Source organism: Arthrobacter sp. UYCu511 (assembly GCF_040547105.1).
Lineage (GTDB): Bacteria > Actinomycetota > Actinomycetes > Actinomycetales > Micrococcaceae > Specibacter > Specibacter psychrochitiniphilus.
In genome coordinates this window covers 212,528-226,550 of sequence record NZ_JBEPPB010000001.1, presented here as the reverse complement: position 1 = coordinate 226,550, position 14,023 = coordinate 212,528, and the positions used below count along the sequence as shown (strand labels likewise).

General features: G+C 60.2%; 10 protein-coding genes. 3 read left to right on the top strand and 7 right to left on the bottom strand.

The features are described from left to right. Nucleotides 1-470: 470 nt before the first annotated feature. From mgtA to ABIB48_RS00945, 7 genes are all read right to left on the bottom strand, one after another. Entirely contained in the window at nt 471-3,122 is a 2,652-nt protein-coding gene (gene mgtA, locus ABIB48_RS00975) for a magnesium-translocating P-type ATPase (protein WP_110106125.1), read from the bottom strand. Continuing rightward, a complete protein-coding gene (locus tag ABIB48_RS00970) occupies nt 3,100-3,609 on the bottom strand; it encodes a universal stress protein (RefSeq protein WP_354211436.1) in 510 nt (169 codons plus the stop codon). Before ABIB48_RS00970 ends, mgtA begins: the two co-directional genes overlap by 23 nt. 262 nt (nt 3,610-3,871) lie before the next feature. Beyond that, the gene (locus ABIB48_RS00965; protein ID WP_354211434.1) at nt 3,872-4,630 is read right to left on the bottom strand and encodes a diacylglycerol/lipid kinase family protein; all 759 of its coding nucleotides are present in this window, start codon (nt 4,628-4,630) and stop codon (nt 3,872-3,874) included. 35 nt (nt 4,631-4,665) lie between these two features. Next, complete coding sequence (locus ABIB48_RS18005) at nt 4,666-5,364, bottom strand: FAD-dependent oxidoreductase (protein ID WP_218868001.1); 699 nt, start codon at nt 5,362-5,364, stop codon at nt 4,666-4,668. A gap of 35 nt (nt 5,365-5,399) precedes the next feature. Then, the gene (locus tag ABIB48_RS00955) at nt 5,400-5,888 is read right to left on the bottom strand and encodes a PRC-barrel domain-containing protein (RefSeq protein ID WP_110106123.1); all 489 of its coding nucleotides are present in this window, start codon (nt 5,886-5,888) and stop codon (nt 5,400-5,402) included. 85 nt (nt 5,889-5,973) lie between these two features. Beyond that, the gene (tal, locus tag ABIB48_RS00950) at nt 5,974-7,035 is read right to left on the bottom strand and encodes a transaldolase (protein ID WP_110106122.1); all 1,062 of its coding nucleotides are present in this window, start codon (nt 7,033-7,035) and stop codon (nt 5,974-5,976) included. 31 nt (nt 7,036-7,066) lie between these two features. Further along, nucleotides 7,067-8,944 carry a transketolase gene (locus ABIB48_RS00945; protein ID WP_354211431.1) on the bottom strand — a complete coding sequence of 626 codons (1,878 nt, stop codon included), beginning with the start codon at nt 8,942-8,944 and terminating at the stop codon, nt 7,067-7,069. A gap of 338 nt (nt 8,945-9,282) precedes the next feature. On the opposite strand from ABIB48_RS00945, the gene ABIB48_RS00940 reads away from it, so the two are divergent. From ABIB48_RS00940 to ABIB48_RS00930, 3 genes are all read left to right on the top strand, one after another. Beyond that, nucleotides 9,283-10,746 carry a sugar porter family MFS transporter gene (locus ABIB48_RS00940; protein ID WP_354211429.1) on the top strand — a complete coding sequence of 488 codons (1,464 nt, stop codon included), beginning with the start codon at nt 9,283-9,285 and terminating at the stop codon, nt 10,744-10,746. 91 nt (nt 10,747-10,837) lie between these two features. Beyond that, nucleotides 10,838-12,676 (top strand): molybdopterin-dependent oxidoreductase, encoded by a 1,839-nt coding sequence (locus ABIB48_RS00935; protein WP_354211427.1) that lies wholly within the window; start codon nt 10,838-10,840, stop codon nt 12,674-12,676. Nucleotides 12,677-12,712: 36 nt separating this feature from the next. Beyond that, nucleotides 12,713-13,969, top strand: a complete 1,257-nt coding sequence (locus ABIB48_RS00930) for an NAD(P)/FAD-dependent oxidoreductase (RefSeq protein ID WP_354211425.1) — start codon at nt 12,713-12,715, stop codon at nt 13,967-13,969. Nucleotides 13,970-14,023 lie beyond the last annotated feature (54 nt).

Below are 14,023 nucleotides of genomic sequence, written 5' to 3'. Positions count from 1 at the left end.
TACTGTCCCTCACCACCATCTCTGCCAATATGTACTACCGAACTGACTCCGTCCTCGCACTTGTTGCTCTCCTTGCCTCGGGCGTCGGAATGTGGTTCCTGACCCGCCACACACCGCGGACAATTAATAAGTGGCCGCGGTCCATCGCGCGGCGTATCCCGCCGGTGAATGAGGACTGGATCGAGACCTTCCTTGGCACGATGGCCGAACGACTCCTCCACCTCGTCAAGAGCCCCGCAGGGTGGGCCTGGATATACTGCTCGCAGCCGCGAATTGGCTTCGGCACACCGGCAGGAGTAGCACTTCTGGGGGTGATCGGCTGGCGGCTGGTCCAGTTCTGGATGCACCTCCCCTCGGCGCAGCAGCGTACACGTCCCCGCGACTGGGCCTGTTCCGAAAGAAGCCCTAACTGGCCGCTGATTTCCCGCAGCACGGCTTCACAGTTTCACTGCTTGACCTGTTTCGCGGCTTCACGGCGATTTCAGCGCAGCGGCCACACTAAATCTTGCCGCACGCCGGTGAATGTGGTGGGCGCGTCCGCGGCCGCGCGCCACCGGCCGTCCTTGGGATGGGCGGGAAAAGAACCATCTCTTGGCAAATTCCACCAGCACCAGATACACCACCGTCATCGCCAGTAACGCCAGAAAGAAGGGCACGGGCAGCGGATCAAAGCCCAAGATGGCGCCCCAGGGTGAAAGCGGCAAATAGATGCCGACCGCCACAACACCCAGAGAAGCCCAGAGCAGTCCGGCGGAGGGGCGGCTGCGCAGAAACGGCACGCGCCGGGTCCTAATGGCAAAGATGATCAGGGTTTGGGTGGCGATGGACTCGATGAACCAGCCGGCCCGGAACTCCCCCGGTGCCGCCGTGAAGACGAACAGCATGAGGCCGAACGTGGCAAAGTCGAACAGTGAGCTGATCGGGCCGAACAAGAGCATGAACCGGCGGATGAACGCAATGTCCCAATGAGAGGGGGCCAGCAGCTGCTCCGCATCGACCTTGTCCCCGGGAATGGCAAGCTGGCCGGTGTCGTAGAGAAGGTTGTTGAGCAGGATTTGGCCAGGGAGCATGGGCAAGAAGCTGAGCACAACGGAGGCGGTTGCGGCGCTGAACATGTTTCCGAAGTTGCTCGAAGTTCCCATGAGGACGTACTTGATCGTGTTGGCGAAAATTCGGCGCCCTTCCCGCACTCCTTCGGCCAGGACACCAAGGTCCTTGTCCATCAGCACAATGTCGGCCGCATCCTTGGCCACGTCGGTGGCACTGTCCACGGATATGCCGACGTCGGCGTGGTGCAGCGCCAGGGCGTCGTTGACGCCGTCACCCAGAAAGGCGACAGCGCGGCCGTCCTGGCGCAACATACGGATGATGCGCGCCTTCTGTTCGGGTGAGACCCGGGCGAAAATAGTTATGTCCCGGACGGCCGTGGCCAGTTCCGGATCCGTCAGCGCCTGAACTTGGACGCCCGTCAGCGTCCCGCCGGACACCAAGCCCAGGTCCCGGCACACTTTTTCGGCAACCTTGGCGTTGTCTCCCGTGGCAATCTTGACAGCGATGCCCAAGGAAGCCAACTCCACCAGGGAGTCCTTGGCGTTGGCCTTGGGCTTGTCCAGGAAAATGAGGAAACCGGCCAGGGTCAGACTGTTCTCATCCGCTGGCTTGATCGCGGTCATGCCCACGACGGTGCGGGTAGCGACGGCGATGACCCGTGCCCCGGCGTCGTACTGTTTATCCAACTGCGCCAGCGCATGCGGCGGGATATTGGAGCACAGCTCCATGACATCCTCGGGTGAGCCCTTCGTGACAATCCTTTGGGCACCGGCCGCATCCACCACCAGAACGCTGGTCATTCGGCGCCTGTGATCGAACGGTATGATGCCGAGTCTGCGGTGGCGCCCAGCATCAAAGTCGTTGGCCTGCGGCGATTCCCAGAGAGCGGCGTCAAGGGAGTTTTGGCCCACAGTGGAGACTGTGCCGTGCGTGTAGTCAGCTTCAGTGGCGACAAGTCCCAGCGTGAAGAGCCCCTGCTCGGAAACCTCGGGCAGGATGGGCAGGGCCGCCTGGAAGCTGATACGCCCCTCGGTTAGGGTCCCGGTTTTGTCCGTGACCAGTACATCCATGTCGCCAAGATCCTCGATGCAGATGAGCCTCTTGACCAACACCTGCCGCTTGGCCAAGGCCCGGGTTCCTGCTGCGAGGCAGGTACTAACGACAGCGGGCAGCAGCTGCGGGGTGATGCCGACGGCGATGGCCAGGGAGAACAGCAGGGACTCCAGCAGGGGGCGGCCCAGCAGGAGGTTTGCAATGAAGATCAGTGTTGTCAGGCCGACGGCCACTTGCAGCAGCAGAAAGGAGAAGCGTTTCAGGCCCCGCTGGAATTCGGTTTGCGGCTGACGCTCCCCCAGACCCATGGCAATTCGACCAAACTCGGCCCGGCCTCCGGTGGCGACGACAACTCCCGCGCAGCTTCCACTCTGGACGACGGTTCCCATGAACAAGCAGCAGGAAAGGTCCGCCAGTGCCGCCTCCCCGACGATGGCTGAAGTGGTCTTTTCCGCAGGCAGGGACTCCCCCGTGAGGATGCTTTCATCGCATAACATCTCCTCGCTGGTCAGCAGCCGGATGTCCGCCGGGATGATGGCACCCAAGGCCAGCCGCACCACGTCCCCGGGCACCAAACCCACCACGTCAATTTGGCAGGCAGTGCCGTCCCGGAGGACAACAACCGTGTGAGTGACGCGGGAATGCAGTGCCTCGGCCGCGCGTTCGGCCCGGAATTCGTTGCTGAAGCCCAAGCCCACACTGACCAGCAGGATGACCCCAATGACAATCGAATTCGTCGCATCCCCGAGAAACAGGGACAGGCTGGCAGTGACAATCAAAAGGATCAGAATGGGACTGCCCAGCTGCCGGCCCAGCACTGACCATGGGCTGGCCTTGTGACTGCGCAGCGCGTTGGGTCCCACGGCAGCCAGGCGATCCTGCGCTTCACGGCTGGAAAGTCCCAGAGCGCTCGAGTCAAGTTCAGCCAGCACCTGCTCGGGCGTGTTCTGGGCCGCATCTGCGATGGACAGCAACTTTATCGGTAGGCCGTTGACGTCATGCTTTGCCAGCAGGCTCATCGTCACCGCCTTGGAATCCTTGGGCAGGGCTGGTCAATCTCTCTTGCTTCGTTTCAGTGTGCACAACCAGCACCGGGCAGGTGGCGTGTGCGGCGCAGGCCGAGCTGACAGAGCCCAGCAACAAGCCTGCGAATCCGCCGTGTCCACGTGAGCCGAGAACGAGAAGCTGCGCCGATTCAGCCAGGTCCAGCAAAACCTTCGCTGGCTGGCCGCGGACAATTTTGCTGGTCAGGCCTTCCGGTGGCGTGTCTCCGAATGCCTGAACCAGCGCTGTTTCGATGACCTGCTGTGCCGTGTATTCAGGATCCCAGTCAGAAGATGCGAAGGGGCCGTACATCGACTCAAGATGCCATGCGATAACCGCTGTGATGGTGGCCCCGAGGGTTGGTGCCAACGTGTTTGCCCATTTCAAAGCAAGAATTGATTCCGGTGAACCGTCGACTCCCACCACAACTGGCGAGCCTTCTGGGCGTGTCGATTCTTTCATGGCATGAACCGTCCTTTTAGTTCTCATACTGACTCCCGGCGGGAGCCGTGCACAGGGTCCAAAGTCTCTATCTGGCCGCACCGGCTATCTCTACCAATGGGCGTTTCCACCATCCCCAGCCCTTTCTGCGGGCCCGTTGAGGGTCTTCATGGCGAGCTGCTATCCGAGCGTTCGCAGAGCACGGTGGGCGCTTTCCACCAGAACGGAGGCACCAGCTGGAACGTCGAAGATCTCACCATCGAATTGGCCTGGCAAAGGGACCTCAGTACTGAATTCGTAACGGGAAACGCTTCTCTGGTGACCGAGCCCCACGCGTGGTGTGCGGCAGGGAGATGACCTCGAACTGCCCGTCGGCAGGAATCCTTGAGTCGCTCACAGTTCCGTACTTTGCCATTCCGTTGACGTTGGCAAGAACTAGGCTGTCGAACCGGGCCCGGGCCCCGTCGGGCCGCACTATTTCGAAGGACCGCAACCTGGGAAGCGTTAGTACCACGCCAAACAGTTCAGGCACCCGCCCCTTGCCAGAGTTTTCGATCCCGCGGGCCATGGCCGCAGTGAGTCCGAAACCAACATAGGAATGCACAAATCGCTCTTTGGTTAGGCCACCATTGTCACGGACAGTCAACTTCAACAGGTCCATCTGGCGGATGGGCCCGGCAACGATCGCGTCCACGACGGTCATGGTCGCGATGCTGCGCCGATGGTCATTGGCGTTCCCAGCCGCCAAAACGGCGCAGATCGTGGTGCTGTTGGGGACGTCCATGACGCCATTGACCACGTCGTTGAAACCACCGTCTCCGCTGACGGACACGATCAGCAGTGGCAATCCACCCGAACCCTCGCCACCAGAGCAGGACGCCAAGGACTGCTGTGCAGCGGCCCTGGCCAACTCACGCCCGTGCCCGGCATGGCTGGTGGGCAGCTGCTCGATAAGGATCTCCGGCATGCGTACGGCCAACTCCGTGCACAGCTGACGGCTCAGATAGGGCGCGACCTTCTCCGGGTTCGGTTCGAAGATCACCACGATCCTTGAGAAACGGGGCTGGCCGCCGGCTTCTAGTAGCCGGTAAACTCTTCGGTGCGGATATCGTCGTCGTCTACCCCTGCACCGTTGAGGAGGCTGCGCATGGCGGTCACCATCCTGGCTGGCCCGCAAAGATAGTAGATCGGCGCGCTCAGGTCCTGGATATGCCTGGCCAGCATCGCTGCATCGACGTACCCGGTTTCCCCGGTCCAGCCATGCCGGGATTTTCCGGCCCCGTCATAGTGGGCACGACGGTGACGTTGGCTTCGGCATCTGCCACATGGTTCAGCTCGTCCAGGAATGCTGCATCCTCGGGACGCTTGTTGGAGTAGAACAACATAATCATGTGCCCAGTCTTGTCGTGGACCGATTGCAAGATGATGCTGCGCACAGGCGTGATTTTCGATTCCGCCGGTCAGAAAAACCGCGGGCCTGTCCAGCTTGCTGTGCAGGGTAAAAGAACCGTAGGGGGCATCCAGCTCCACGTCGGTGCCCAAAGGCATGTTCTTGAGTACACGCTTGAATGCGGTGTCACGCATGCGGGTTGTGCACATCAGGTTCGGCTCATAGGGGGCGCTGGCAAGCGTGAATCCCCGGGTGTTTGCCTCCGCATCGGTCTCTGAAGGCTCAAGCAGGGTGTAGTCCGCGAATTGACCGGCTGTGTACGTGAATCCTTCAGGCTTTTCAAACTGGAACAGCATGGTCCCTTCGGCTGCTTTTTCCTTCTTCACGAGTTTTGTTCTTAGAAGTGACATGGCGCAGCACCTCAGGGTGAAGAAGTGGAATCGGAAGGTGGTTCTGGCTCCTTGTCTGGTCCTAAAAAGTGGAAGGGGAAAACCGGGTATGAATAGCCACCCATCCAGTAAGGCGAGTAGCCATAATAGCCGTAGGAGTCTTGGTGGTAGGACCGTGTGGTGACCAGCTCTGGGTCGTACGGCGGCGCCCCTGCTACCCGCTCACGGGTTTGGTCGATGTGAACCTCGCCCGGGGTGATGCCGGTGATGGCGTCAACGGGGATGAATGACTTCTTCTCGCCCATCCCTAGGAACCCGCCGGATTCCACCACCAAAAACCGGACTTTTTTTTCGCGCGGATCGATCAGCAGGTCATGGACTTTCCCGATGTCGTGGCCGTCCTTGTCTTTCACGGAATATTTACGGACATCCTCATCGCCTAGTTTAATGCTGGCACCCATGTCACTAAGTTTCATGAGCGTGCTGTTGCTGTTCTCGTTTGGTGCCTCGTTTGTTGCCATGGTTCATCCTTTCGCAGGTGCTGTGCCGGCGTCCCCTGCATTCCCGGCAGACTCGGTATTAGCGGCTGCTTGCTGTCACCATTTATCACTTGGAGCGGATACTCTCCAACAGGTTCTTCCATGATGCGTCGAAGGATTCGGTGCCTTCGTGTTGGAGTTCTCCGGCAAGCTTCTGGTGGTCGATGCCGACCTCAGCGAAGGATGACAGGGTCTGCTTCGCGGCTTGGGCCTTCGCCACTGGTAGGTCTCCCACCTCCCCATGATCGCCGAAGGCGGACAGCGTGGCCTCAGGCATCGTATTGATGGTGAAGGGCGCGGCCAACGCTTGGACGTACAAAATATCCGGCGCGGCCGGGTTCTTTGTGGAGGTACTCGCCCACAGCAAGCGCTGAGCCCTGGCTCCCTCGTTGGCCAGCCGGCCCCACCTCGCGGACTCCAGCAGCGTTCGGTACCCCTTGTAGGCAAGCGTCGAGACAGCGATGCCCAGCCGGTTCTCAAGGTGGTCTGGAACCCGTCCGGCGACAGCTTTGTCCCACCTGCTCACGAACAGCGAGGCTACGGAGGGAACAACGGGGTTCCACCCGGCAGCCACCCGCCGCTCGATGCCGCGTAGGTATGCCTCGGCGGCATCTTGGTATTGTTTGGCCGAGAAAAGCAGTGTCACATTGATGGGCACCCCTGCAAAGATGCACTCCTCGATGGCCGGCAGGCCCTCGGCCGTTCCTGGGATCTTGATAAAGATGTTCGGACGCTCCGTTTTTGCGTGCAGCGCCTTTGCCTGTTCCACGGTGGCGTTCGTGTCCCGGGCCAGCAAAGGGGAGACTTCCAAGGAGACCCAGCCGTCCACCCCGTCGGTGCGTGCATGGACCGGGGCGAAAAGGTCGGCGGCCCGCCGCAGGTCAGCCAGTGCCAGGTCGAAGAAGACTTCCTCATCGGAGCCCCCTGCCACCTTGCCGCCGGCAATGTCCTGGTCATAGTCAGTTCCGGCTGCAATAGCCTTGTCAAAAATACTCGGATTGGACGTTAACCCGGTGATGGAGTCCTCGGTAATGTAACGCTCGAGCGTGCCGGAATCGAGCAGGTTCCGGGTGATGTTGTCCAACCAGAGGCTCTGACCGAACTCGTGCAGTTGCTGTGTTGGTTTCATCGTGTTTCCTTATGTTTCAGTGCCCGCTGTGTCAGTCATCGCTGTGTCCGCGCCCGGCTAGTTCGCGTGCGGCCGTCACAATGTGCCGGGAAGATAGGCCAGCGGCGTCCAGGAGCTCGGAGGGCTTGCCTGAAGTGGGCAGTCCGCGGACGGCCAAGTGCGCAATTCTCAGTGCGGGCACGGGGGCATCGGCCAAGGCTTCCAGCACCGCGCTGCCCAATCCCCCTTCAGGATAGTGGTCCTCCACCACGACCAGACGGCTGCCGGTGACGTTGCAGGCCTCAATCAGGGCCGCCCTGTCGATGGGTTTGACCGAGTAGGCGTCAATGACCCGGGCCATGATGCCCAACTTCGCAAGTTCCTCGGCAGCAGACAGGCACTCATGGAGCGTCACGCCGGCGCCGATCAGGGCCACCTGGTCCTCGGGCCCGGCGCGGTGGAGTTTCGAGCCGCCAACAGGGAACGCTTCGGCAGCGGGATAGATCACCGGGTAAGCGCCCCTTGTGGTGCGCAGGTAAACAATGCCTTCGGTGTCGGCCATCGTCAGGGTGAGCTTGGCAGCGCAGGTGGCATCAGCGGGGTACAAAATGACCGAACCGTATACAGCGCGCAGGGCGGCTAGGTCTTCCAGCGCCATCTGGGATGGTCCGTCCTCCCCGATCTCAACTCCGGCGTGGGAGCCTACCAATCGGATGTTGACCTGTGAGATCCCTGCCATACGGATGAAGTCAAAGGCGCGGGAGAAAAATACCGCGAACGTGGAGACGAACGGGATGTATCCGCGCACCGCGAAGCCCACGGCCGATGCGACCAGCTGTTGCTCTGCGATGAACATTTCAAAGTACCGTTCTGGGCACACTTTGGCGAACTCTTCGGCGTGCGTTGAGTTCCCGACCTCCCCGTCAAGGACGACGACCTCGGGGCGGGCCGCCAGTGCGGCGATGGCAGCTCCGAAGGCTACCCTGGTGGCCACCTTCTCGCCCAGTTCATAGCTGGGAAGTACGACGGCGGCACCCGGGTTGGCTTTGATGGCCGGGACTGCGTGGCCCTGGGTTGGTGAAAGTGTTTTGATGACCAAATGGGTGGGTCCACCCAGCGCACTGATGGCCCGTTCCGCCATCTCCGGCGGGAGAGCCAAGCCGTGCCAGCCGTTCTTGTCCTCCAACTCCGTCACGCCCTTGGCCTTAATGGTCCTGGCTAGGATCACTGTGGGCGTATCTGTATCGGAGCGAGCTTGGCGCAGTGCCGTATCGATGGCAGCTAGGTCGTGACCGTCAATGACGATGGCACGGGCCCCAAAAGCTTCCACACGGGCAACATATCGCTGTACATCCCATTGAAGTTCAGTGGGGCCGCGCTGGCCCAGCCTGTTGATGTCCACAATCGCGGTCAAGTTCCCCAACTGGTAATAGCTGGCCTTGTCCAACGCCTCCCAGATGGAGCCCTCAGCCGTCTCGCTGTCCCCGCACAACACCCACACGTGGAAGGGCAACTTGTCTAGGTACTTCCCGGCCAAGGCGATCCCGACGGCGTCGGGCAGGCCCTGGCCTAAGGAACCTGTTGCCACATCAACCCATGGAATTGTCGGGGTGGGGTGCCCGGCCAGGCGCGCCCCCAAGCGGCGGTAGGTATTGAGGAGCTCGTCCTCATCGACCACCCCGACAGCCCTGTACATGGAGTACAACAGCGGGGACGCATGGCCCTTGGAGAAGATCAGATGGTCATTGACCGGGGAATCGGGTTGATCCCAGTTGTAACGCAGATGTCCCGTCAAAAGGACCGCCATCAGATCTGCCGCGGACAAGGACGAGGTGGGGTGGCCTGAACCGGCACTGGTGCTGCAACGGATAGAGTCCACCCGCAACTGTGCAGCTAGTCTGCGGTTGATAGCAAGATGTTCTTCATGCATGGTGGGGCTCCTGCCACCGGGGGTTCTCGTGGAAATCTTCCATGAGTGATCAAGACAGTGAACTGCAGGGTCTGGGCGGCACCTTTAATCAAGCTACACCCGTGGATCCACAGCCACCAGAGCCCCTAGTTACCAGAGCACAGAACACAGCCAGACAGCCGCCCTCAGGTGTACAGATGTGGCTGCTGTTGCACCGTTGCCTGCTCTGTTGCGTTTGTGGGCAAAGTGATAGATTTCCTCACAAGGTTGCCGAGCCGCATGGCAGCCGACGGCCACAGCCCAAGAACAGGCCCAGCTTCGCTAGTGACCATCCAAGAGGGCCAGGATCGCGGTTCCACGTGGGAACAAGTCCAGCAGAAGAGGCCGTCCCGCGTCCCGGGGGCGAATCCATTCCCCATAAGGGAAGAATCATCGTCATCACCCTCGCGGCCGCGTTGGGTGGTCTGCTCTTCGGTTTTGACACATCGGTGATCAACGGCGCCGTCAATTCAATCCAGTCCGACTTCAACCTCGGTTCCGCAGCCATCGGGTTCACCGTCGCCATCACCTTGATCGGCTGTGCCGTCGGCGCATGGTTCGCCGGACAACTTGCAGATATCTGGGGACGCAAGCCCGTCATGGTCTTGGCCGCGCTCTTGTTTGTTGCCAGCTCTATCGGCTCGGGATACGCCTTCGCCGTGTGGGACCTGATGACGTGGCGGCTTATTGGTGGACTCGCCATTGGCATCGCCTCGGTCATAGCCCCTGCCTACATTGGTGAGATGGCCCCTGCCCGCATGCGTGGCGCGCTGAGCTCGCTCCAGCAATTAGCCATCACCCTGGGCATCTTTTTGGCACTGCTCTCCGACGCCGGTCTGGCCGGGGCTGCAGGCGGCGCCAGCAACGAACTGTGGTGGGGCATGCCTGCCTGGCGGTGGATGCTGCTGGTTGGTGTCATTCCCGCCGTCGTCTATGGTTTGTTGTCGCTGACCATCCCCGAATCTCCCCATTTTCTAATCCGCAAGGGCCGCAGTAAGGAAGCGCTCGCGGTGATTGTGCGCGTCGCCAATCCAGCGAACCCGGAGCAGCGCCTGAAAGAAATTCAAGACAGCTTGGAAAACGAAAAGCGCTCCACCTACCGCGACTTGCGCGGGCCCGCACTGGGGCTCCAACCCATCCTATGGATCGGCATCGGCATGGCCGCCTTTCAACAGCTGGTGGGTATTAACGCGATCTTCTATTACTCCACCACGTTGTGGCAGTCTGTTGGGTTCAGCCAACAAGACTCTTTTACAACCTCCGTCATCACGGCCACCATTAACGTTCTATTGACGTTTGTGGCCATCTTCTTCGTCGATCGTGTAGGCCGTAAGCGCCTGCTGCTCGTGGGTTCGGCGGGCATGTTCGTGGGGCTTATTGCGGCCGCCATCTCGTTCTCCCAAGCGACTGGTTCAGGGGACTCCCTCACTCTCGCGGCACCATGGGGGCCGATCGCCTTAGTCGGTGCCAACTTGTTCGTCATCTTCTTTGCCGCCACGTGGGGGCCTGTGATGTGGGTGGTCTTAGGAGAGGTCTTCCCGAACAAGATCCGTGGACTGGCCCTAGGTATTGCCACAGCATTCAACTGGATCTTCAACTTCATCGTGACACTGCTCTTCCCGATCATGAGTGCCGCCGTCGGCCTTGGCTTCGTCTACGCCGGGTTTGCGTTCTTTGCCGTCTTGTCCTTCTGGTTCGTCAAGGCACTGCTGCCTGAGGTCAGCGGTCTAGAACTTGAGGACAAGAGCAAACTGATACGCCACAAGACACCACCAAGGACATAGCCGGCGCAACCGCCACGCTGGGATTCATCCATCGACAGTGGTCAGCTTGGCACCCTAGCAGATCCACACCAGTGGGGATAGGCTCAAAAATATGGCACGTCACCCAGACGATAATCTGGATCCTCCATCAGAAACCTCATCCGTCCCTGCCCAAGGCGCACACTCCCAGCTGCCTCCGGTGCCCGCAACGGATGAGGGTCCACCCACCTACAAGAGCTTCCGCTCAGAACTCACTCACAAGGACGACGACGTCATCGACCCCGAGTGGGCTGGCTCGATTCCGGCACAATACGGGGTGGCTCCCCGGGTACGGATCGGTGCCAGCAAGTGGTTTAACCTGCTGTGGCTGATTCCGATCGGCTTCGTAGTGTTGGTCATCGGGATCGCGGTGGCCAAGGGTATCCGCGGGCTCCCTGGGGTGGCGGCTTTCATGGCCGAGTATCCCGGAACATCAAGACTTCGCGCCGATGCCCCTGTAGGCTTCCCTGCGTGGCTGGGCTGGCAGCATTTCTTGAACCTGTTCTTCATGCTCTTCATCATCCGCTCAGGTTGGCAGATCTTAGCCGATCATCCCCGGCTGTACTGGACCCGCCACAGCACCCCGGGCAGGGGCTGGTTCCGGATGCAAAAACCTGTTCCCACCAATCCGCTGTACACCGCAAAAGAAGACTCCATCACGTTGCCCGCCGGAGTCGGCTTGCCGGGCCGGCGCCACACCATCGGGCTGGCACGTTGGTGGCACTTGGGCATCGACACGCTGTGGCTGCTCAATGGCCTCATTTTCTATGTTCTGCTCTTCTCCACGGGGCAGTGGCTGCGTCTGGTGCCGCTGCACTGGGACGTCATCCCCAACTCCATCTCAGTCGCCATCCAATACTTGTCCTTGAACTGGCCCGTTGAAACAGGCTGGACCAACTACAACAGCCTGCAGCTGATCGCGTATTTCCTGACCGTCTTCATCGCAGCTCCGCTGGCACTGATCACGGGCTTGGGCATGTCGCCAGCACTGTCCACAAAATTCAGGTGGATCAGTAGCATTTTCAGTATTCAGGTGGCCCGGTCCCTGCACTTTTTAGTCATGTGCTATTTCTGTTTGTTCATCGTCATCCATGTCACCTTGGTCCTGACGACTGGTGCTTTAGCCAACCTCAATCACATGTATGCCGCGCAGGAGAGCGAATCCTGGACCGGGTTCTGGATTTTTGCCGCGTCTATGGTCATCGTGGTGGTCGCCTGGGTGGCAGCGACTCCGCTGACGTACCGTTACCCTCGGAAGGTACAACGGGTCGGGTATGCCTTGATTGGCCCCGCACAACGTTTATTCGAACATATCGATTCCAAGCCGGGGCAGTACACGGAGAAGGACATCTCCCCCTATTTCTGGCACAACGGCAAATATCCCGAATCACAGGAATATAAAGACCTCAGGGATGGCGACTTCGCCAACTATAAGTTGCAGGTCAGCGGGCTGGTAGCGAACCCTGTGCACCTGGATCTGATGGCGTTGCGTGCCCTACCCCAGCATGAGCAGATCACCCAGCACTTTTGTATCCAGGGCTGGTCAGGGGTTGCAAAATGGGGAGGCGTCTCACTGCAAACCATCATGGACCTGGTCAAACCAGCCCCGGAAGCCAAGTGGGTTGTTTTCTACTCCTTCGCCGAGGGCTCCGACAAGGGCCTGTATTACGATGCCCAACCCATCGAGCAAATGCATTATGAGCTGACTATGCTCGCTTACGATATGAACGATCAAGCCCTGTCCTACGGCCATGGCGCCCCTCTGCGGCTGCGTAATGAGGTCCAGCTCGGTTTCAAAATGGTCAAGTGGATCAAGGGCATCGAATTCGTTGAGGACTTCTCCGAAGTTGGCGGTGGCCAAGGCGGTTACAACAACGATCACGAATTCTTTGGTTACAGCCAATCGATCTAAATCAATAGCGGCTCAGTCCGCACAGAGGAAGAGAGCATGGGAGCCCAAGAGACTTTCGTCATTGTTGGAGCCGGGTTGGCCGGGGCAAAGACTGCCCAGGCACTGCGTGAGGAGGGCTTTGCCGGGCGCATAGTGCTTCTTGGACAGGAGCCCGAGCGTCCCTATGAGCGGCCGCCGCTGTCCAAGGATTTTCTGCAGGGAAAATCAGAGCGGGAAAAGATCTTTGTTCATGCCCAGTCTTGGTATGCCGAGCACAACGTCGAGCTTCGCACCAGCACCAAGGTCACAGGGATTGATCGTTCAGCACACAGGGTGGACTGTGCCCGAGGCGGACCTGTCAGCTACGACAAATTGTTGCTGGCCACCGGAGCGTCACCACGTCAGCTTTCGGTCCCCGGCAGCGACAGACATCGGGTGTATTACCTGCGCCGCATCGAAGATAGCCAACAACTAAAATTTGCGCTTTCAATTTCATCACGTGTGGCAATCCTCGGCGCCGGATGGATTGGGCTCGAAGTCGCCGCAGCCGCACGCGCGGCGGGTCTGGAAGTGACTGTGCTGGAACGGGGAGAGCTTCCGCTCCAACGAATTCTAGGCACCGCACCGGCCGAAATATTTGCCAAGATACACCGCGACCATGGCGTGGACCTGCGTTGCGGCGTCCAGGCGACCCGGATCATTGGCGATGATCCCCGGCAGCCCACCGGCGTGGCGCTAAGCGACGGTTCGCAGCTCGGTGTGGACCTTGTAGTGGCAGGCATTGGCGCCGTACCCAACACATTGCTGGCACAGGCAGCCGGACTGGAGCTTGAGAATGGTGTCATGGTTGATAAGCACCTGCGCTCCTCAGATCCCGATATCTACGCTGCCGGGGATGTTGCCAACGCCTTCCACCCGCTGCTGGGCAAACACATCCGCAGTGAGCACTGGTATAACGCACTGAGCCAGCCGGCCGTGGCGGCCCGGTCCATGCTGGGGCAGGACGCAGTCTATGCGGAGCTGCCTTATTTCTACAGCGACCAGTACGAGCTGGGGATGGAGTATTCCGGCTATGTGGCCCCTGGCAGTTACAACGAGATCATATTCCGCGGCGACCCGGCAGCTCTGACATTCATGACGTTCTGGCTCAAGGACCGCCGGGTGCTGGCAGGTATGAACGTGAACATCTGGGACCAGACCGAGACCATCAAGGCCCTGGTGCGCTGCGGCCGGCAAGTCGATGTGGCACGGTTAGCAGATTCGAAAATCCCGTTGGAGAGAGTCCTGGCTGAGGCTAGGGCCGGGGACGGGTAGTTGGCGGTGCCCTTCAAAGCGCCTGCCCCTGCTGGCGTGTTGGCGGAACGGAGC